This window comes from Serratia sp. DFXYC6 (assembly GCF_057196085.1).
In genome coordinates this window covers 392,352-409,934 of sequence record NZ_JBXUNV010000004.1, presented here as the reverse complement: position 1 = coordinate 409,934, position 17,583 = coordinate 392,352, and the positions used below count along the sequence as shown (strand labels likewise).

Here is a 17,583-nt window from a genome sequence, read left to right as displayed (position 1 = left end):
GAGGCCGGCAGGTTTTTTCTCGTTAATCAGCGCCAGTTAAGGCATGGGTTCGACGTATTTTCGATTGGCACATTAGTTGCAGAGGTTGTGGTGTAAGAATCTTTTGTTTCATCTTTTCACCATCGGGGATACGCTATGAACATCAAAAAAACGCTGTGGACGGTTTTCACCGGGATCGCCTTGCTGGCGCAGGCCGCGCCGACCATGGCGGATCAATTGCAGGAGATCCGGCAGCGCGGCGTCCTGCGCGTGGCGGTGCCGCAGGATTTCCCGCCATTCGGCTCGGTGGGCACCGATCTGCAGCCCCAGGGTTATGACATCGATATGGCGCGTTATCTGGCCGATAAGATGAAACTTAAGTTGCAGTTGGTGCCGGTCACCAGCGCCAACCGGGTGCCTTATCTGCAGACCAATAAAGTGGATCTGGTGATCTCCAGCCTGGGCAAAAATCCGGAGCGTGAAAAGACCATCGCCTTCAGCCGCGCCTATGCGCCGTTCTTCCTGGGGGTCTTTGGTCCGAAAGACGGCGCGTTGGCGAACATGGCGCAGCTCGATGGCAAGACCGTCGGCGTCACGCGCGGCGCGGTGGAGGATATGGTGCTGAGCGACGGCGCGCCTAAAGGGGCGCAGATCAAGCGTTATGAGGATAACAACACGACGCTGTCGGCCTATCTCTCCGGGCAGGTGCAGTACATCGCCACCGGTAACATGGTGGTGAGCGCCCTTGCGCGCCAGAATCCGGGCAAGGCGCCGGCCGCCAAGTTCATGTTGAAAGATTCGCCGTGCTTCGTGGGGTTGCGCCAGGGAGAACCGGCCTTGAAAGCCACAGTGGATGCGCTGATTGGACAGGCGCTGGCGGACAAGACGCTGAATGGCCTGTCGGAGAAATGGTTGAAGGCGCCGCTGCCCGATGGTTTTGGCGCATAACGGGAGCGGCGGATGACCTATCAGCTGAATTTCTCCGCGCTCTGGCCCTACATGCCTGAGCTGTTGGCGGGGTTACTGACGACGATGGCGCTGACGGCGCTGGCGACGTTGATGGGGGTTGCGTTGGGCATTTGCGGCGCGGCGATCCGCAGCGGCCGGGCCGGCGCGCTGAGCCGCCTCTGGGGCGTTTACGTCGAAGTGGTGCGCAACACGCCGTTCGTCGTGCAGTTGTTCTTCATCGTGTTCGGCCTGCCGAGCCTGGGCTGGAAACTGACGGCCGGGCAGGCGGCGCTGCTGGCGATGGTGATCAACCTTGGCGCCTACAGCACCGAAATTATTCGCGCCGGCATTCAGGTCACGCCGAAGGGGCAGTGGGAAGCGGGACGCGTGTTGGGGCTCAGCCGCAGCCAGACCTTTTTACGCATCGTACTGCCGCCGTCGCTGCAGCGTATTTATCCGGCGTTGGTGAGCCAGTGCATCATCGTGATGCTGGGATCCTCGGTGGTGTCGCAGGTCTCGTTCGAAGAGCTGACCTTCGCCGCCAACCTGATCCAGTCGCGCACCTTCCTCAGCTTTGAAGTCTATCTGGTGACGGCGCTGCTTTATCTGTTGTTGTCGCTGTTGATGCGTCAACTGTTGCTGGCCGCCGGGCGGCGTTTTTTAGGGAGCCGAAACTGATGCTGACGTTTACCGATTGGGACATCGTGCGCAATCTGCTGTTGGCGGCTCGCTGGACGCTGCTGCTGTCGTTGACGGCGTTCTTCGGCGGCACGCTGGTGGCGCTGCCGCTGGTGTTGATGCGCCTGAGCAAGCGCCGCTGGGCAATGCGTTTTGTCCGCGTTTACGCGGAACTGTTTCAGGGCACGCCGCTGCTGATGCAGCTGTTTTTAGCGTTTTTCGGTCTGGCGCTGTTCGGCGTCGACGTCAGCCCATGGACCTCGGCCGCGCTGGCGCTGACGCTATTCACCAGCGCTTTTCTGGTGGATATCTGGTCCGGCAGCATCGCCGCCTTGCCGAAAGGTCAGTGGGAGGCAGCCCGTTGTCTCGGGCTGAGTTTCGCGCAGACGCTGATGCGCGTCATCACGCCGCAGGCGGTGCGTATCGCCATTGCGCCGACCGTCGGTTTCTCGGTTCAGGTGATCAAGGGCACCGCCTTGGCGTCGATCATTGGCTTCGTCGAGCTGACCAAGGCCGGCACCATGCTGAACAATGTGACTTATCAGCCCTTCAAGGTGTTTGGTCTGGTCGCGTTGGGCTATTTCCTGATGTGCTATCCCTTGTCGCGTTACAGCCATTATCTGGAGAAGAAATGCCATGCCGATCATCACCATTAATCAGGTTCAAAAATATTACGGTCAGAATCATGTGTTGAAGGGCGTGGATCTGGATATCGACATGGGACAGGTGGTCTCGATCATCGGCCGCAGCGGGTCTGGTAAAAGCACGCTATTGCGCTGTATCAACGGGCTGGAAGGGTATCAGGAAGGGAGCATCAAACTGGGCGGCATGACCATCACCGAACGCGATTCGCAGGCGCGTGAAATCAGCCGCTCGATTGGCATGGTGTTTCAGAACTTTAACCTGTTCCCGCATATGACGGCGCTGGAAAACGTGATGCTGGCGCCGCGCCGGGTGCTGAAAAAAAGCGCTGCCGAGTGCCGCGAGTTGGCCGAACAGATGCTGAACAAGGTGGGATTGGGTGAGCGCATGCATTACGCGCCGGCCAACCTTTCCGGCGGGCAACAGCAGCGGGTGGCGATCGCTCGGGCGCTGGCGATGAAACCGAAGGTGTTGCTGTGCGATGAGATCACCTCGGCGCTGGATCCCGAGCTGGTGGGTGAAGTCCTGAAGGTGCTGGAACAGTTGGCGCGAGAGGGCATGACGCTGATTCTGGTCACTCATGAAATGAGCTTCGCCCGCGAGGTGGGCGACCGGGTGGTATTCATGCACCAGGGCAAGGTGTGGGAGCAGGGAAATAGCCGCACGCTGTTCGCCAATCCGCAAACGCAGGAATTGAAGCAGTTTATCGCTTCTGTGCGCGGGTTGTCAGAAGCCTGATCTCGGCAAATAAAATGACAAGTTATTAAGCTGGTAAGGAAATAACATGCTAACTACTCCGCAGTTCGAACAGATTAACCCGCCGGCGCGCCTGTTGATGGGGCCGGGGCCGATCAACGCCGATCCGCGCGTGCTGCGCGCCATGTCGAGCCAACTGATCGGCCAGTACGATCCGGCAATGACCGGTTACATGAATCAGGTCATGGCGCTATATCGCGCGCTGTTCCGCACCGAAAACCGCTGGACGATGCTGGTGGACGGCACCTCGCGCGCCGGCATCGAAGCGCTGCTGGTTTCCGCCATTCGCCCGGGCGATAAGGTGCTGGTGCCGGTATTTGGCCGCTTCGGACATCTGCTGTGCGAGATCGCCCGCCGTTGCCGTGCCGAGGTGCATACGATCGAGGTACCGTGGGGTGAGGTGTTCAGCGCCGATCGCATCGAAGACGCGATTAAGCGGGTGCGTCCGCGCCTGCTGCTGACGGTGCAGGGCGACACGTCCACCACCATGCTGCAGCCGCTGCATGAGCTGGGTGATATCTGCCGCCGCCACGGCGTGCTGTTTTACACCGATGCGACCGCTTCCTTCGGCGGCAACCCGCTGGAGACCGACGCCTGGGGGCTGGATGCGGTCTCTGCCGGGCTGCAGAAGTGCCTGGGCGGCCCTTCCGGCAGTTCACCGGTCACCCTCAGCCCGCAGTTTGAAGAGATCGTGCGCCGCCGTAAATGCGTGGAGCAGGGGATCCGAACCGCCGAGCACGCCGACGGCGACGACGAGATGATCTACTCCAACTATTTCGACATCGGCATGATCATGGATTATTGGGGACCGGAGCGCCTCAATCACCATACCGAAGCCACCAGCATGCTGTTCGCGGCGCGGGAATGTGCGCGGGTGATCCTCGAAGAAGGGCTGGAGCACGCCATCGCCCGCCACCGGCTGCACGGCGCGGCGCTGCTGGCGGGCATCCGGGGCATGGGGCTGGCGGTATTCGGCGATCTTGAACACCGCATGAATAACGTGCTCGGCGTGATGATCCCGCCGCAGGTGCAAGGCGAACAGGTGCGGCAGATGATGCTGAACGACTTCGCCATCGAGATCGGCACCTCGTTCGGCCCGCTGCAGGGAAAAATCTGGCGCATCGGCACCATGGGCTACAACGCGCGCAAGGATTGCGTGCTGCAAACGCTGGCGGCGCTGGAGGCGGTGTTGAACCGCCTCGGTTTCGCCAGCAGGCAGGGCGAGGCATTGCAGGCCGCCTGGAACGTTTATGATGCGGGACATCATTGATGACGCCGCTGGAGGCGCAGCAGGCCGCCGTACGAGTGATGGCGCGCTGTGACGAGCTGGCGGCGATCAGCGCGGAGCCCGATCGGCTCACGCGCCTTTATCTTTCTGCGGAACATCGGCGCGCCAACCGGCTGGTTGGCGAATGGATGCGCGAGAGCGGCATGGCGGTTTGGCAGGACAGCGTCGGCAATATCTGCGGCCGCTATGAAGGTTTAACGCCCGGCGCCCCCGCGCTGCTGCTCGGTTCGCATCTGGACACGGTGCGTAACGCCGGGCGCTATGACGGCATGCTCGGCGTGCTTACGGCGCTGGAAGTGGTGGCGCGCTATCACCGCCAGGGGTGCCGATTGCCGTTGGCGCTGGAGGTGATCGGTTTTGCGGATGAAGAAGGCGCTCGCTTCGGCGTGACGCTGCTGGGCAGCCGCGGCCTGACCGGCCAATGGCCGCAAGAATGGCTGGCGCAGACTGACGCGGACGGGGTGAGCATCGCGCAGGCCATGCGCGACTTCGGGCTGGAGCCGACGGCGATCGCGCAGGCGCGCCGCGCGCCGCAGGAAATCCGCGCTTATCTGGAATTGCATATCGAACAGGGCCCGTGTCTGGAGGCGGCCGACCTGGCGCTGGGGGTGGTGACGGCGATCAACGGCGCGCGTCGGCTTAACTGCGTCTTTAGCGGGGAGGCGGGCCACGCCGGCACGGTGCCGATGGGGCAGCGTAAAGATGCGCTGGTGGCCGCGGCGGAATGGATGATGGCGGTAGAAACCCTGACCTGCGCCGCCGATCCGCACCTGGTGGCCACCGTGGGCTGCATCGAGAGCCTGCCGGGCGCGGTCAACGTGATCCCCGGCGAGGTGCGCTTGACGCTCGACGTGCGCGGCCCGCAGGATGCACCGCTGGCGACGCTATTGACGGCGTTGCTGGCGCAGGCGCAAGCGATCTGCGCGCGGCGCGGAGTGCGCTTCGCCAGCGAGGCGTTTTATCGCATCGACGCCACCGCCTGCGATAGCGATCTGCAGCGCCGCTGGCAGGCGGCCGTCGAGCAGGTACAGGGGCAGAGTTTGGCGCTGCCGAGCGGCGCCGGACACGACGCCATCGCCGTGGCGGCGCACTGGCCGGTCGGCATGCTGTTCGTGCGTTGCGCCGGCGGCGTCAGCCATCATCCGGCTGAAGCGGTGCGGCAGGCGGACGTAGCGCTGGCGATCCAGGCCTATTGCCTGATGATCGCCGGCTGGGAGAGTGTTTGATCAATCAAGACGCAGAAAGCTGTCGGCATCGCGCCAGGCCGGGAAGGCGTTGCGGTAACTCTGCAGGCTTTCCAGCGACAGCTCGGCGTCCAGCCGCGCGGCTGCGCCGGGCTCGGCATCCGCCAGGATCTCGCCCTGCGGGCTGATGATCAGGCTGTCTCCGCTGTAGTTCAGGCCGTTCGGATCGTCGCCCACCCGGTTGCAGCCCGCCACATACACCTGATTTTCAATCGCCCGCGCCGCCAGCAGCGTTTGCCAATGGCGGCTGCGCGGCGCCGGCCAGTTGGCGACATACAGCGCCAGATCGTAATCCTGCTGATAGCGCGCCCAGACCGGGAAACGCAGGTCGTAGCATATCTGCGGCAGGATGCGCCAGCCGCGCCACTCGACGATTTCGCGCCGGTTGCCGGCCTGATAGTGCAGGTGTTCGCCAGCCATGCGGAACAGATGGCGTTTATCATAGGCATGCACCTGGCCGCCCGGCTCCACCAGCAGGAAGCGATTGACCGCGCCTTCGGCGGTTTTCAGCGCCACGCTGCCGCCGATCAACGCGTGGCTTTTCACCGCCCAGCCGTGCAGCCAGTCGATCACCTGCTGTGCGGGCAGGGCGCTCTCGCCGGCATCCATGGCAAAACCGGTGGTGAACATTTCCGGCAAGACGATGAGATCGCGCCCGACGATCGGCGCCAGCAACGCGTCGAAGGCGGCCAGGTTAGCGGGGCCGTCGCGCCAGACCAGAGGTTGCTGCAACAGGGTAATTTTTAAAGTCGACATAACCGCTCCGCAGCTGCATCCAGCGTGGCGTCCTGTTTAGCGAAGCACAGCCGGATCAATTTATGGGGGAAAGGATCGGCACAGAAGACCGACAGCGGAATGGCCGCCACGCCCACGTGCTCAGTTAACCAATGGCAGAACGCCACATCGTCCAGATCGGAGATGGCGCTGTAGTCCGCCAGCAAGAAGTATGTACCGGCGCAGGGTAAAATTTCCAGTCGGCTGCTCGCCAGCGCCTGCACAAAGCGATCGCGCTTGGCGCGATAGAACGCCGGCAGCTGTCGCCAGTGCTCCGGTTCGGTGCGCAGGCTATCCGCCAGCGCCAGCTGCGCCGGAGTATTGACCGAAAAGGTCAGGTATTGATGCACCTTGCGCACCTCGGCGCTCAGCGTGGTGGGCGCCACGCAGTAACCCACTTTCCAGCCGGTCATGTGGAAGGTTTTACCGAAGGAGGACACCGCGATCGCCCGTTGGCGCAATTGCGGGTGGGCCAATACGCTGGCGTGGCCGCCTTTGGCGAAGCAGATGTGTTCGTAGACTTCGTCACTGAGCACGTAGATCTCGCGTTCGGCGATGGCGTGCCACAGCTGCTGCATGTCTTCCGCCTGCCAGGCGGTGGCGGACGGATTGTGCGGCGTATTGACGATCACCAGGCGGGTGCGCGGCGACAGCGCGGCGGCGAACCGTTGCCAATCCACGGCAAACGCGGGCGGCTGCAGGGCGAGGCGTTTGAGTACGCCGCCGGCCAGCGTCACCGCCGGCGCGTAGCTGTCGTAGCTCGGATCGAAACAGACCACCTCATCGCCGGGGCGAACCAGCGCCGTGATGGCGGCGAACAGCGCTTCGGTAGCGCCGGCGGTGACGGTCACTTCGGCGGTGGCGTCCGGCTGCCAGCCATACAGCTCGGCGGTTTTGTCGGCGATGGCTTCGCGCAGCGCCGCCACGCCGGTCATCGGTGCATACTGGTTGGCGCCCTGGGCGACATGCCAGGCCAGGCGTGCTTTCAGGTAGTCCGGCCCGTCGAAATCGGGGAAGCCCTGCGACAGGTTGATCGCCTGATGCTGCTGCGCCAGCGCGCTCATCTGGGTGAAGATGGTGGTGCCCAGGGCAGGCAGTTTACTTTCGGGAATCAATGCGGAAGTGCTCATAGCAGGTGAATACTCCAGGCGCTTATATTGCCGTCAATATAACACGATGCTAGTATTTGGCAATCAAGACGCTTAGATGGCTAAATGCGAAAAAGTGCTTAGCCTGCCTGCTGACTGCTTTAGCGAACGGGAAACGATAATAATGACGGAGAATCCGCAAATTGCCGCGTTACTGGCGGCCTGCCACTGGATTGGCGACAAAGGCTGGTGTCCGGCGACCGGCGGCAACATGTCGCTGCGCCTCGACGAACGTCAATGCCTGGTTACCGAGTCCGGCAAAGACAAGGGCAGCCTGAGCGCCGCCGATTTTCTGCGGGTGGATATTGCTGACAATCATGTGCCGAGCGGCCGTACGCCGTCGGCGGAAACCGGGCTGCATACGCTGCTCTATCGCTTGTACCCGCACCTTGGTGCGGTGCTGCATACCCATTCCGTCAACGCCACCGTGTTGTCGCGGGTGGAACGCGGCGATGCGTTGGTGCTGCAGGGGTACGAAATGCAAAAGTCGCTCGCCGGCCAGCGCAGCCACCTGGACGGCGTGGCGATCCCCATTTTCGATAACGATCAGGACATTCCCCGCCTGGCGTCGCGCGTGGCGGCCTATGCCGAGGTCACGCCGCTGCAGTACGGTTTTCTGGTGCGCGGCCACGGTCTCTATTGCTGGGGAAGCCAGGTGGCGGAAGCCCGCCGCCATCTCGAAGGGCTGGAATTCCTGTTCCAGTGTGAACTGCAACGTCGCTTGCTGGAGGCGAAATGATCCGCGCTATCGTGACCGATATTGAAGGCACCACCAGCGATATTCGCTTCGTGCATCAGGTGCTGTTTCCCTATGCCCGTGAACGGCTGGCGGATTTTGTTCGCCGTCACGCCACGGAGAGCGAAGTCGCCGCGCCGCTGGCGGCGCTGCGCGCTGAAATTGACCAGCCACAGGCGGATCTCGACGCGCTGATCGCCGCGCTGTACCGCTTTATGGATGAAGACCGCAAATCCACCGCGCTCAAGGCGCTGCAGGGCATCATCTGGCGTAGCGGCTATCGCGAAGGGGATTTTCGCGGGCATCTGTACCCGGAGGTCGCGGGGCAGCTGGCCGCCTGGCAGCGTCAGGGGCTGCAGCTTTACGTCTATTCCTCCGGTTCGGTGGAGGCGCAGAAGCTGCTGTTCGGCCACAGCGACGCCGGCGATCTGCAGCCGCTGTTCAGCGGCTATTTCGACACGCACGTCGGTGCCAAGCGTGAAACCGCGTCGTACCGCAACATTGCGCAGGCTATCGGCATCGCGCCCGACGAACTGCTGTTCCTGTCCGATATCCACCAGGAGCTGGACGCGGCGCAGGCCGCCGGCTGGCATACCTGCCAGCTGATCCGCGATGAGGCGGACGCACAGAGCCGGCATCCGCAGGTCAGCCGTTTTGATCACATCGATTTAGGGGAGTTTGTCTCATGAGTGGATTGACCATTTTCAGTGATACAGCGCCGCAGCAGCCGCTGTGGCAGAGCCGCGACGCGCAGGAAATCCAGCGCCAGCTGGCGCAGATCGGCGTGCGTTTTGAGCGTTGGCAGGCGGATCGCGAGCTGGGCGACAATCCGCAGCCGGAGGCGGTGATCGCCGCCTACCAGCATGAGATCGACCGGCTGGTGGCGGAAAAGGGCTACCAGAGTTGGGACGTGATCAGCATGCGGCCGGACCACGAGCAGCGTCAGGCGCTGCGGGAAAAATTCCTGTCCGAACACACGCACGGCGAGGATGAAGTGCGCTTTTTCGTTGAAGGGGCGGGGCTGTTTTGCCTGCATCTGGACGGCAAGATCTTCCAGATCCTGTGCGAAAAGAACGATCTGATCTCGGTGCCGGCCAACACCCGCCACTGGTTCGATATGGGCTCGGCGCCGCACTTTACCGCGATCCGGGTGTTCGACAACCCGGAAGGCTGGGTGGCGCATTTCACCGGCGACAAGATCGCCGATGCCTATCCGCGTCTGGACTGATCGTTAACCGGCGGGCGTTAACCCAGCGTCCGCCGGAAGATCCCCGCTTCAACCTGTTGCGGCGTGATCACGCCGCTGTCGAACACCCACCCGCTGATGAGTTTTGCCGGCGTGACGTCGAACGCCGGATTGTAGACCGGCGCCTCGGCCGGCGCCCACTGGCAGGCGCCGAAGCTGCCTGAAACGCCGGTGACTTCGGCCGCCGCGCGTTGCTCGATCGGGATGGCGGCGCCGTCCGGACAGTGCGGATCGTGGGTGGTATGCGGGGCAGCCACGTAGAATGGAATGCTATGGTAGTGCGCCAGCACCGCCAGGCTGTAAGTGCCAATCTTGTTGGCGACGTCGCCGTTGGCGGCGATGCGATCCGCGCCGACCCACACCGCATCGACCTGGCCCTGCGCCATCAGGCTGGCGGCCATCGAATCGCAGATCAGGCGATAGGGAATGCCCAGCTCGCCCAGTTCCCAGGCGGTCAGACGGCCGCCCTGCAGCAGCGGCCGGGTTTCATCGACCCATACCTGTTGCACCTTGCCCTGCTGGTGGGCGCGCAGCAGCACGCCGATGGCGGTGCCGACGCCGGCGGTGGCCAACCCGCCGGTATTGCAGTGGGTCAGCAGGCGGCTGCCGGGCTTGACCAGACCAGCGCCGCGATCGGCGATGCGATCGCACAGCAGGCGATCTTCCTCCACCAACCGCAGCGCTTCGTTCACCATCGCCGGCGCCCAGTCAGACTCCGCCAGCGCCAGCTTCATGCGATCCAGATTGTTCATCAGGTTAACCGCCGTCGGGCGGGCGGCGCGCAGCGTGTGCAGCGCCTGCTCCAGCTCGGCGCGCGGCAGACCGCGCTCCGCCAGCAGCGCCAACAACAGGCTGGCGGACAGCCCGATCAGCGGTGCGCCGCGCACCCGCAGGCTGTGAATGTGCCCGACCAACTCCTCCACGCTGTCGCAAGCGCGCCACCGCTTTTCCTGCGGCAGGGCTTGCTGATCGAGGATCCAAAGGCGGTTGTCCTGCAGGGTCAAACTGGTGGTGTTAAGCGCTTGCATCGGCGGTTAATTCCTTGTTGCGAGGTTATTGCATCTGAAACGCTATTCTGCCAACATGACTTCCAGATGTATAGACGTCCAAATGCTTTTACGTCTAAATAAACAGAATCGCTGGGGGCAGCGAGAGAGAACAGAGGGGTTGGGGAATGTCGCTTTATCGTACGTTTACGGCTGCCGATGCCGTTGAATACGCCCGCCAATACGGGCAGGTGGCCGATCCGCAGGCGCTGGTCAGCGCCGACGAGATCGGCGACGGCAACCTGAACCTGGTGTTCAAGATCCGCGATCGCGAAGGCGTGAGCCGGGTGATCGTCAAACAGGCGCTGCCCTACGTGCGCTGCGTGGGCGAATCCTGGCCGCTGACGTTGGATCGGGCGCGCATCGAAGCGGAAACGCTGTTGATCCACGGCGGTTTCTGCCCGCGGCATACGGTAAAAGTCTTGCATCACGATCCCGAGTTGGCGGTGATGGTGCAGGAAGATCTCTCCGATCATCGCATCTGGCGCAGTGAACTGGTGCAGGGGAACTATCATCCGCTGGCGGCCGGGCAGCTGGCGGAATACCTGGCGCAGACGTTGTTTCACACCTCCGATTTTTATCAGCCGGCGCAGCAGAAAAAGGCGGAAGTCAGCCGCTTCACCAACCCCGAGCTGTGCCAGATCACCGAAGATCTGTTCTTTACCGATCCCTATATCGACCATGAGCGCAATCAGTTCGAGGCGGCGCTGTTGCCGCAGGTGCAGGCGCTGCGTGAGGATGCGCCGCTGAAGCTGGCGGTCGCCGGCCTGAAACACCGCTTCCTCAGCAAGGCGGAGGCGTTGTTGCATGGGGATATCCACAGCGGTTCGATCTTCGTGGCGGAAGGGCGATTGAAAGCGATCGACGCTGAATTCGGTTTCTACGGCCCGATCGGTTTTGATGTCGGCACTGCGTTAGGCAACCTGCTGCTCAACTATTGCGGCCAGCCTGGGCTGTTCGGGCCGCGCGACGCCGCCGCCGGGCGCGAGCAGCGTCTGCAGGATGTGCGCGAGCTGTGGCTGATCTTTGCCGATCGTTTCCTGGCGCTGTGCCATCAGCAAAGCCGCGATGCGGCGCTGGCGACGCCGGGTTACGCCGAGCAGTTCCTGCTGCAGGTCTGGACTGATGCGATAGGGTACTGCGGTACCGAGCTGATTCGGCGCACTATCGGCCTGGCGCACGTCGCCGATCTGGACAGCATCGCCGACGCCGACATGCGCCTCGGCTGTCAGCGTCATGCGCTGGGCTTGGGGCGCACGCTGATCGTCAATGCGCCGCAGATCGAGCATATCGATGCGCTGTTGGCGCGTATTCGTCAGCAAGGCTGAAAAGGCGGGTGCTCGTGGATCCTGCCTGACATCATCAGCCAACGGGCGGGGCGAACCCCGCCGTTGGGTTGCCTTACCGTTCGGATTCGTAAGCCAAAGTGGCCGCAACCTCCGAGTCTCCCAACCTGATGCGCAGTTCGCACAGCGAACCGCGGGTGAGCCAGATGAACGCGATCAGCGTCATACAGACGATCACCAGTTTAAGCACGACCCGTTTTTGCTGCATTTTTGACCTCCCTATCCTTGCCTTGCGGCGGGTAAGAGGCTAACCTGATGTTGCTTGGCATCAGAGTGGCCTCGGGTTGATAATATCGACTCGGGGCCTTTCTCTTTCTCTCCTTTGCCAAGGCGCCGGACAGAAAGATCCAGAGCACCCGCGGCGCAGTCTACCCGAACTTCCTTCCCGTTAAATCCGCCGTTGCGCCAACCTGCGGCGCGGTGCGCAGTTTGTCATGAAAGCAAAAGAAAAAGGGGCGATGATGATCGCCCCTTGGATGCGTGAAGTGAACCTTAAGCCGCTTCGGTCTGCTGCTGGCGCTTAGACTGCGCCGCCGGCTTTTCCGGCTTGGCGGCCGCCAGCGCGTCCGGCGCGAAGTCGTCTACGTTGATGGAGCGCAGGCGGCTCTCTTCGGCTTTCACCAGGATCTTCGCCTCGTCGGCGCTGATCTTGCCTTCTTCCAGCGCGCGCTCCGCCAAACGATCCAGACGGGTGAACGGCAGGTTTTTGCCGGCTGCCTTGCACAGGCGTTCGTGAATCGGCTCAGCGGCCATCACGTCGGCCAGCGCCGCTTCCAGCAGGCCGATTGGGTTATGCTCGCTCGGCGTCAGGTACTGGCCGCGCCCCAGACGGCTGCGGGTGGCGGAAGGCACCTGCAGGATCTTGGCCAACTGATGATCCAGGCGATCGGACGGTGCGGTATGCACGCGGCCGAACGGGAAGACCACGAAGCGCAGCGCGCCGGCGATAAAGCGGTTCGGGAAGTTGCGCAGCAGATCATCCAGCGCCTGTTCGGCTTTATGCAGGCTGTCTTGCACGCCCCAATGTACCAGCGGCAGATCTTCTTTCTGACGGCCTTCGTCGTCAAAGCGTTTCAGCACGGCGGAAGCCAGGTACATCTGGCTGAGGATATCCCCCAGGCGAGCGGAGATGCGCTCGCGGCGCTTCAGGCTGCCGCCCAGCACGCCCATGGAAACGTCCGACAGCAACGCCAGGTTGGCGCTCAGGCGGTTCAACTGCTGATAGTAACGACGGGTCGCGTCCTTGGTTGGCGTGGCGCTGGTGCGGCCGTTGGTCAGACCCAGCCAGAAGCTGCGTACCTTGTTGCTACCGACGTGGCCCAGGTGGCCGAACAGCGATTTATCGAAGGCGTTCAGATCGTTGTTCTGCGCCGCCGCCATTTCATCCAGCACATAAGGATGGCAGCGGATCGCGCCCTGACCGAAGATCATCATGGTGCGGGTCAGGATGTTCGCGCCTTCCACCGTGATGGCGATCGGTGCGCCCTGATAAGCGCGAGCCAGGAAGTTGGATTCGCCCAGCATGATGCCTTTACCGCCGGCGATGTCCATGGCGTCAACGATCGACTGCTGGCCGCGGTGCGTACAGTGGTATTTGACGATGGCCGACAGCACGGCCGGTTTCTCGCCCTGCACCAGTGCATAGGTGATCAGCGAAGCGGCGGCGTCCATCACATAGGTGTTGCCGGCGATGCGCGCCAACGGCTCTTCGATCCCTTCCATCTTGCCGATGGAGATCTTGAACTGACGGCGAATGTGCGCGTAGGCGCCGGTCGCCAGGGCGATGGATTTCAGGCTGCCGGTGGAGTTGGACGGCAGGGTGATGCCGCGACCGACCGACAGACATTCAACCAGCATGCGCCAGCCCTGGCCGGCCATTTTCGGCCCGCCGATGATGTAATCGATCGGCACGAACACGTCGGTGCCGCGGGTCGGGCCGTTCTGGAACGGCACGTTCAGCGGGAAGTGGCGGTTGCCGATTTCCACGCCCGGCGTGCTGGTCGGGATCAGCGCACAGGTGATGCCCGGGGATTCGTTGTCGCTCAGCAGGCGGTTAGGGTCATGCAGTTTGAATGCCAAACCCAGCACGGTGGCGACCGGCGCCAGCGTGATGTAGCGCTTGTTCCAGGTCAGGCGCATGCCCAGCACCTGCTTGCCTTGCCATTCGCCCATGCACACGGTGCCCACGTCCGGGATCGCGCCGGCATCGGAACCCGCTTCCGGGCTGGTCAGCGCGAAGCAAGGGATCTCGTCGCCGCGCGCCAGGCCCGGCAGATAGTGGTTTTTCTGTTCTTCGGTACCGTAATGCTGCAGCAGTTCGCCCGGGCCGAGGGAGTTTGGCACGCCGACGGTGATCGCCAGGATGCCGGAAACGCCGGCCAGTTTTTGCAGCACCATCGCCTGAGCGTAAGGGGAGAATTCCAGGCCGCCGTACTCTTTCTTGATGATCATCGCGAAGAAACGGTGTTCTTTCAGGTATGCCCAGAGTTCAGGCGGCAGATCGGCCAGTTCATGGGTGATCTGGAAGTCGTTGGCCATGCGGCAGGCTTCTTCCACCGGGCCGTCGATAAACGCCTGCTCTTCTTCCGTCAGGCGTGGTTTCGGGTAGCTGTGCAGTTTGTTCCAGTCCGGCGCACCGCGGAACAGATCGCCTTCCCACCAGGTAGTGCCCGCGTCGATCGCTTCCTTCTCGGTGGTGGACATCGGCGGCATCACCTTGCGGAAGGCGCGCAGCGCCGGCGCGGAGAGCAGAGAGCGACGCACAGAGGAAAGGTTCAGCGGCAGCAGCACGATCGCCAGCGGCAGCAACAGCCAGAAGCTCCACAGGCCGATCGCGCCCATGGCGGCAGTGTACGCCACCAGGATCAGGCTGCTGAGGGTAAGGTTCACTCGGTGGTAGAACACCACGCCGAGGAGCGCCAGTAAAACGACAATACTAAGAACCATCATAAGAAGCTCCGAAGTAGTAAGAGGTCTGACCTGTTGTGTGTATGTAATAGGTTTTAGTACAAGGCAGAATTTTTATCAATGCGTTTACAGTTTAATTACAACTCAGGTCACAAACTGACAGCACCAATCATCAAAAACCTCTCCGCTTCCTTAACCGGCGCGCTGTTTGGCTGAGAATGCTTCTCGCTGTTTCCGCGATCCGGTACACTGCGGAGCGGAAGATTTGACGATAACAAGAGGTTCCTCATGTACCACGACCTTATTCGCAGTGAACTGAACGAAGCGGCTGATACCCTGGCGAAATTTATCAATGACGACGCCAACATCGACGCCATCCAACGCGCGGCGGTGCTGCTGGCGGATTCCTTCAAAGCCGGCGGTAAAGTGATTTCCTGCGGCAACGGCGGTTCCCATTGCGACGCGATGCACTTCGCCGAAGAGCTGACCGGCCGCTACCGCGAAAACCGCCCGGGCTACCCGGCGATTGCCATCTCGGACGTGAGCCACCTGTCCTGCGTCAGCAACGACTTCGGCTATGAGTATGTGTTCTCGCGCTATGTGGAAGCGGTGGGCCGCGAAGGCGACGTGCTGCTGGGCATTTCCACCTCCGGCAACTCCGGCAACATCATCAAGGCCATCGACGCGGCGCGCGCCAAGGGGATGAAAGTGATCACCCTGACCGGCAAGGACGGCGGCAAGATGGCGGGTTCCGCCGATGTGGAAATTCGCGTGCCGCACTTCGGCTACGCCGATCGCATCCAGGAGATCCACATTAAAGCGATTCACATCTTGATTCAGCTGATCGAAAAAGAGATGGTTAAGGCGTAATAGCCTTCGGGGGGCTGCAGCTCCCCATGAATAAGACTGCGGGCGCCGCATATATGCCGCGCCCGCACAGCCTGTGTCAGTGTGGTTAAGGAGTGCTGGCGATGTGTGAACTGCTCGGGATGAGCGCAAACGTACCGACCGATATCTGCTTCAGCTTTACCGGCCTGGTACAGCGCGGCGGCCGCACCGGGCCGCATAAGGATGGCTGGGGCATTACCTTCTATGAAGGGAACGGCTGCCGTACATTCAAGGATCCGCAGCCGAGCTTCAACTCGCCGATCGCCCGCCTGGTGCAGGACTATCCGATCAAGTCTTGCGCGGTGGTGTCCCATATTCGCCAGGCCAACCGCGGCGAAGTGGCGCTGGAAAACACCCATCCGTTCACCCGCGAACTGTGGGGCCGCAACTGGACCTACGCGCACAACGGCCAATTGAAAGGCTATCGCCAGCTGGATACCGGCACGTTCCGCCCGGTCGGCCAGACCGACAGCGAATACGCGTTTTGCTGGCTGCTGCATCAGCTGGCGTTGAAATACCCGCGCACCCCGAGCCAGTGGCCGGCGGTATTCCGCTACATTGGCCTGTTGGCGAGCCAGCTGCGCAAGAAAGGGGTGTTCAATATGCTGTTGTCGGACGGGCGCTTCGTGATGGCGTATTGCTCCACCAACCTGTATTGGATCACGCGCCGCGCGCCGTTCGGCAAGGCGACGCTGCTTGATCAGGACGTGGAGATTGATTTTCAGCAGCAGACCACACCGAACGATGTGGTCACGGTGATCGCCACCCAACCGCTGACCGCCAACGAAACCTGGCACAAGATTGAGCCAGGCGAGTTCGCGTTATTTCACTTCGGTGAGCGGCTTGTTCTGAGCGAAGGGGTTGGTGTTGGGCGTCGGGCTGGCTGACGCGTACTGCGTCATCATGCCGCCGCTGCTCATCAGCGGTTGACCCAAGACGTACTGGCCATTGACCACGCCCATTGTCGGCGGTTGGCGGTTCTTCGCGAAGTAATCGTAGCCCGGCTTCAGCTGGCGCCAGAAGGCGATATAGCTGGATGACGCATGGCGTTTCAGGTTCTGTTCGGTCATGCGGAACGGGTAGATGCTGATGTCGACGCGGCTTTGGCCATAGGCGAAGGCGGCTTCGACGTAGCGATAGATCTCATCCATATAGGTGTTGGTCATCGCGTAACAGCCGATCGATTTACATTCGCCGTGGATCATCAGATAAGCGCCGGAATAGCCCTGCGACTTATCGTAATCGTTAGGAAAACCGATATTGATCGCCCGATAATACTTGCTGTCGGGTTTCAGATGGCGCGCGTCAACGCTATAAAAGCCTTCAGGACTTTTAAAGTCGCCTTCACGACGTTTAGGACCCAGCCCGCCGGAGAAATTACAGATCGGGAACGTGTTGACCAGGCGGAATTCATTGCCCATTCTGGCATACAATTCCAGCTTGCGTTCCTCTTTGAAGATCTGAATATAGACCGGCGAACCCAATAATTGCTGTTTAACTACCGGCGCTTCGGGTACCTGCTCGCTGGCGCTGCAGGCCGTGATCATCGGCATAGAAACAAGCATCGCAAACAACAGCGCGATTTTGCTCATTATAATTCCTGCTTATATTTATCTGCCGGCGCAATCAACCTGGCCAGCATGCCACTGATTATTGTTTTTACTGCTGCAAAACACCGCCAGATTACCAGCGCGTTTATTTTTAGCAATACGTGATATGTATAAAAAAACGACAAAGCTCGATAAAAGTGAAATGACCGGCAGATTTTAACGATAAGTAGTGAAAAACCGGCGAAATTTAATTGCGTTTGCTTGACCCAAGTCACGACGGAACGCAGAACAATGTTGCGAACAATGTTAATATTCCCTCTTCAATTTAACGCGCGGTAGCGATTGAAGCGGCAGGGATTATGGCATATAACCCGGCCGTTTTGGTGGTTATTTGGCTACAGGCCGTT

The 17,583-nt window shown here is 61.5% G+C and carries 18 protein-coding genes; 12 read left to right on the top strand and 6 right to left on the bottom strand.

All coding sequences use genetic code 11. The features are described 5' to 3' along the window. The first annotated feature begins 135 nt into the window (after positions 1–135). Genes AC2CGQ_RS20965 through hpxK form a run of 6 tightly spaced genes read left to right on the top strand, consistent with a single transcriptional unit; the run spans position 136 to position 5,517 of the window. Positions 136–927 carry a transporter substrate-binding domain-containing protein gene (locus tag AC2CGQ_RS20965; protein ID WP_033634113.1) on the top strand — a complete coding sequence of 264 codons (792 nt, stop codon included), beginning with the start codon at positions 136–138 and terminating at the stop codon, positions 925–927. A gap of 12 nt (positions 928–939) precedes the next feature. After that, complete coding sequence (locus AC2CGQ_RS20960) at positions 940–1,605, top strand: amino acid ABC transporter permease (protein ID WP_033634112.1); 666 nt, start codon at positions 940–942, stop codon at positions 1,603–1,605. Continuing rightward, complete coding sequence (locus AC2CGQ_RS20955; RefSeq protein ID WP_060558617.1) at positions 1,605–2,261, top strand: amino acid ABC transporter permease; 657 nt, start codon at positions 1,605–1,607, stop codon at positions 2,259–2,261. The genes AC2CGQ_RS20960 and AC2CGQ_RS20955 overlap by 1 nt, the downstream gene beginning before the upstream one ends. Beyond that, complete coding sequence (locus AC2CGQ_RS20950) at positions 2,242–2,985, top strand: amino acid ABC transporter ATP-binding protein (protein ID WP_033634110.1); 744 nt, start codon at positions 2,242–2,244, stop codon at positions 2,983–2,985. Before AC2CGQ_RS20955 ends, AC2CGQ_RS20950 begins: the two co-directional genes overlap by 20 nt. 46 nt (positions 2,986–3,031) lie before the next feature. After that, complete coding sequence (locus tag AC2CGQ_RS20945; RefSeq protein WP_484593861.1) at positions 3,032–4,273, top strand: pyridoxal-phosphate-dependent aminotransferase family protein; 1,242 nt, start codon at positions 3,032–3,034, stop codon at positions 4,271–4,273. Then, the gene (hpxK, locus tag AC2CGQ_RS20940; RefSeq protein ID WP_351007026.1) at positions 4,273–5,517 is read left to right on the top strand and encodes an allantoate amidohydrolase; all 1,245 of its coding nucleotides are present in this window, start codon (positions 4,273–4,275) and stop codon (positions 5,515–5,517) included. Before AC2CGQ_RS20945 ends, hpxK begins: the two co-directional genes overlap by 1 nt. On the opposite strand, the gene AC2CGQ_RS20935 is transcribed toward hpxK, so the two are convergent. Together AC2CGQ_RS20935 and AC2CGQ_RS20930 are read right to left on the bottom strand one after the other, a co-directional pair. After that, positions 5,518–6,291: an amidohydrolase gene (locus AC2CGQ_RS20935; RefSeq protein WP_484593860.1), complete on the bottom strand. Its 774-nt coding sequence runs from the start codon at positions 6,289–6,291 to the stop codon at positions 5,518–5,520. Then, entirely contained in the window at positions 6,279–7,439 is a 1,161-nt protein-coding gene (locus AC2CGQ_RS20930; RefSeq protein WP_015376723.1) for a pyridoxal phosphate-dependent aminotransferase, read from the bottom strand. Before AC2CGQ_RS20930 ends, AC2CGQ_RS20935 begins: the two co-directional genes overlap by 13 nt. 142 nt (positions 7,440–7,581) lie before the next feature. Between AC2CGQ_RS20930 and AC2CGQ_RS20925 the strand changes: the two genes are divergently transcribed. The 3 genes from AC2CGQ_RS20925 to AC2CGQ_RS20915 are packed head-to-tail and all read left to right on the top strand — an operon-like array spanning position 7,582 to position 9,421. Continuing rightward, a complete protein-coding gene (locus AC2CGQ_RS20925) occupies positions 7,582–8,196 on the top strand; it encodes a methylthioribulose 1-phosphate dehydratase (RefSeq protein ID WP_484593859.1) in 615 nt (204 codons plus the stop codon). After that, positions 8,193–8,882: an acireductone synthase gene (gene mtnC / locus AC2CGQ_RS20920; RefSeq protein ID WP_021505012.1), complete on the top strand. Its 690-nt coding sequence runs from the start codon at positions 8,193–8,195 to the stop codon at positions 8,880–8,882. Before AC2CGQ_RS20925 ends, mtnC begins: the two co-directional genes overlap by 4 nt. Further along, positions 8,879–9,421 (top strand): 1,2-dihydroxy-3-keto-5-methylthiopentene dioxygenase, encoded by a 543-nt coding sequence (locus AC2CGQ_RS20915; RefSeq protein ID WP_015376726.1) that lies wholly within the window; start codon positions 8,879–8,881, stop codon positions 9,419–9,421. Before mtnC ends, AC2CGQ_RS20915 begins: the two co-directional genes overlap by 4 nt. 17 nt (positions 9,422–9,438) lie before the next feature. On the opposite strand, the gene mtnA is transcribed toward AC2CGQ_RS20915, so the two are convergent. Further along, entirely contained in the window at positions 9,439–10,467 is a 1,029-nt protein-coding gene (gene mtnA / locus AC2CGQ_RS20910) for an S-methyl-5-thioribose-1-phosphate isomerase (protein ID WP_484593858.1), read from the bottom strand. A 146-nt stretch (positions 10,468–10,613) separates the two neighbouring features. Between mtnA and mtnK the strand changes: the two genes are divergently transcribed. Further along, on the top strand, positions 10,614–11,813 hold the full coding sequence (gene mtnK / locus AC2CGQ_RS20905) for an S-methyl-5-thioribose kinase (protein WP_033634102.1): 1,200 nt from the start codon (positions 10,614–10,616) through the stop codon (positions 11,811–11,813). A 73-nt stretch (positions 11,814–11,886) separates the two neighbouring features. Here the strand turns inward: mtnK and AC2CGQ_RS20900 are convergent, their stop codons facing one another. Both AC2CGQ_RS20900 and fadE read right to left on the bottom strand, forming a co-directional pair. Continuing rightward, positions 11,887–12,039, bottom strand: a complete 153-nt coding sequence (locus AC2CGQ_RS20900; RefSeq protein ID WP_004930217.1) for a Hok/Gef family protein — start codon at positions 12,037–12,039, stop codon at positions 11,887–11,889. A gap of 284 nt (positions 12,040–12,323) precedes the next feature. Further along, the gene (fadE, locus tag AC2CGQ_RS20895; RefSeq protein WP_004930218.1) at positions 12,324–14,780 is read right to left on the bottom strand and encodes an acyl-CoA dehydrogenase FadE; all 2,457 of its coding nucleotides are present in this window, start codon (positions 14,778–14,780) and stop codon (positions 12,324–12,326) included. 246 nt (positions 14,781–15,026) lie between these two features. On the opposite strand from fadE, the gene lpcA reads away from it, so the two are divergent. Continuing rightward, positions 15,027–15,608 carry a D-sedoheptulose 7-phosphate isomerase gene (lpcA, locus tag AC2CGQ_RS20890; RefSeq protein ID WP_004930220.1) on the top strand — a complete coding sequence of 194 codons (582 nt, stop codon included), beginning with the start codon at positions 15,027–15,029 and terminating at the stop codon, positions 15,606–15,608. Between the two features lie 101 nt (positions 15,609–15,709). Further along, positions 15,710–16,513: a class II glutamine amidotransferase gene (locus tag AC2CGQ_RS20885; RefSeq protein ID WP_004930222.1), complete on the top strand. Its 804-nt coding sequence runs from the start codon at positions 15,710–15,712 to the stop codon at positions 16,511–16,513. Here AC2CGQ_RS20885 and dpaA read toward each other — a convergent pair. Beyond that, the gene (gene dpaA, locus AC2CGQ_RS20880) at positions 16,448–17,218 is read right to left on the bottom strand and encodes a peptidoglycan meso-diaminopimelic acid protein amidase (protein WP_004930225.1); all 771 of its coding nucleotides are present in this window, start codon (positions 17,216–17,218) and stop codon (positions 16,448–16,450) included. The two genes, AC2CGQ_RS20885 and dpaA, sit on opposite strands and share 66 nt — an antisense overlap. Between the last annotated feature and the right edge of the window lie 365 nt (positions 17,219–17,583).

Coding starts and splice junctions, on each gene's coding strand:
- fadE (WP_004930218.1), bottom strand. CDS start 14,780: ATGATGGTTCTTAGTATTGTCGTTTTACTGGCGCTCCTCGGCGTGGTG.
- AC2CGQ_RS20950 (WP_033634110.1), top strand. CDS start 2,242: ATGCCGATCATCACCATTAATCAGGTTCAAAAATATTACGGTCAGAAT.
- mtnC (WP_021505012.1), top strand. CDS start 8,193: ATGATCCGCGCTATCGTGACCGATATTGAAGGCACCACCAGCGATATT.
- AC2CGQ_RS20885 (WP_004930222.1), top strand. CDS start 15,710: ATGTGTGAACTGCTCGGGATGAGCGCAAACGTACCGACCGATATCTGC.
- hpxK (WP_351007026.1), top strand. CDS start 4,273: ATGACGCCGCTGGAGGCGCAGCAGGCCGCCGTACGAGTGATGGCGCGC.
- AC2CGQ_RS20900 (WP_004930217.1), bottom strand. CDS start 12,039: ATGCAGCAAAAACGGGTCGTGCTTAAACTGGTGATCGTCTGTATGACG.
- AC2CGQ_RS20965 (WP_033634113.1), top strand. CDS start 136: ATGAACATCAAAAAAACGCTGTGGACGGTTTTCACCGGGATCGCCTTG.
- AC2CGQ_RS20930 (WP_015376723.1), bottom strand. CDS start 7,439: ATGAGCACTTCCGCATTGATTCCCGAAAGTAAACTGCCTGCCCTGGGC.
- dpaA (WP_004930225.1), bottom strand. CDS start 17,218: ATGAGCAAAATCGCGCTGTTGTTTGCGATGCTTGTTTCTATGCCGATG.
- AC2CGQ_RS20960 (WP_033634112.1), top strand. CDS start 940: ATGACCTATCAGCTGAATTTCTCCGCGCTCTGGCCCTACATGCCTGAG.
- AC2CGQ_RS20955 (WP_060558617.1), top strand. CDS start 1,605: ATGCTGACGTTTACCGATTGGGACATCGTGCGCAATCTGCTGTTGGCG.
- AC2CGQ_RS20945 (WP_484593861.1), top strand. CDS start 3,032: ATGCTAACTACTCCGCAGTTCGAACAGATTAACCCGCCGGCGCGCCTG.
- mtnK (WP_033634102.1), top strand. CDS start 10,614: ATGTCGCTTTATCGTACGTTTACGGCTGCCGATGCCGTTGAATACGCC.
- lpcA (WP_004930220.1), top strand. CDS start 15,027: ATGTACCACGACCTTATTCGCAGTGAACTGAACGAAGCGGCTGATACC.
- AC2CGQ_RS20925 (WP_484593859.1), top strand. CDS start 7,582: ATGACGGAGAATCCGCAAATTGCCGCGTTACTGGCGGCCTGCCACTGG.
- mtnA (WP_484593858.1), bottom strand. CDS start 10,467: ATGCAAGCGCTTAACACCACCAGTTTGACCCTGCAGGACAACCGCCTT.
- AC2CGQ_RS20935 (WP_484593860.1), bottom strand. CDS start 6,291: ATGTCGACTTTAAAAATTACCCTGTTGCAGCAACCTCTGGTCTGGCGC.
- AC2CGQ_RS20915 (WP_015376726.1), top strand. CDS start 8,879: ATGAGTGGATTGACCATTTTCAGTGATACAGCGCCGCAGCAGCCGCTG.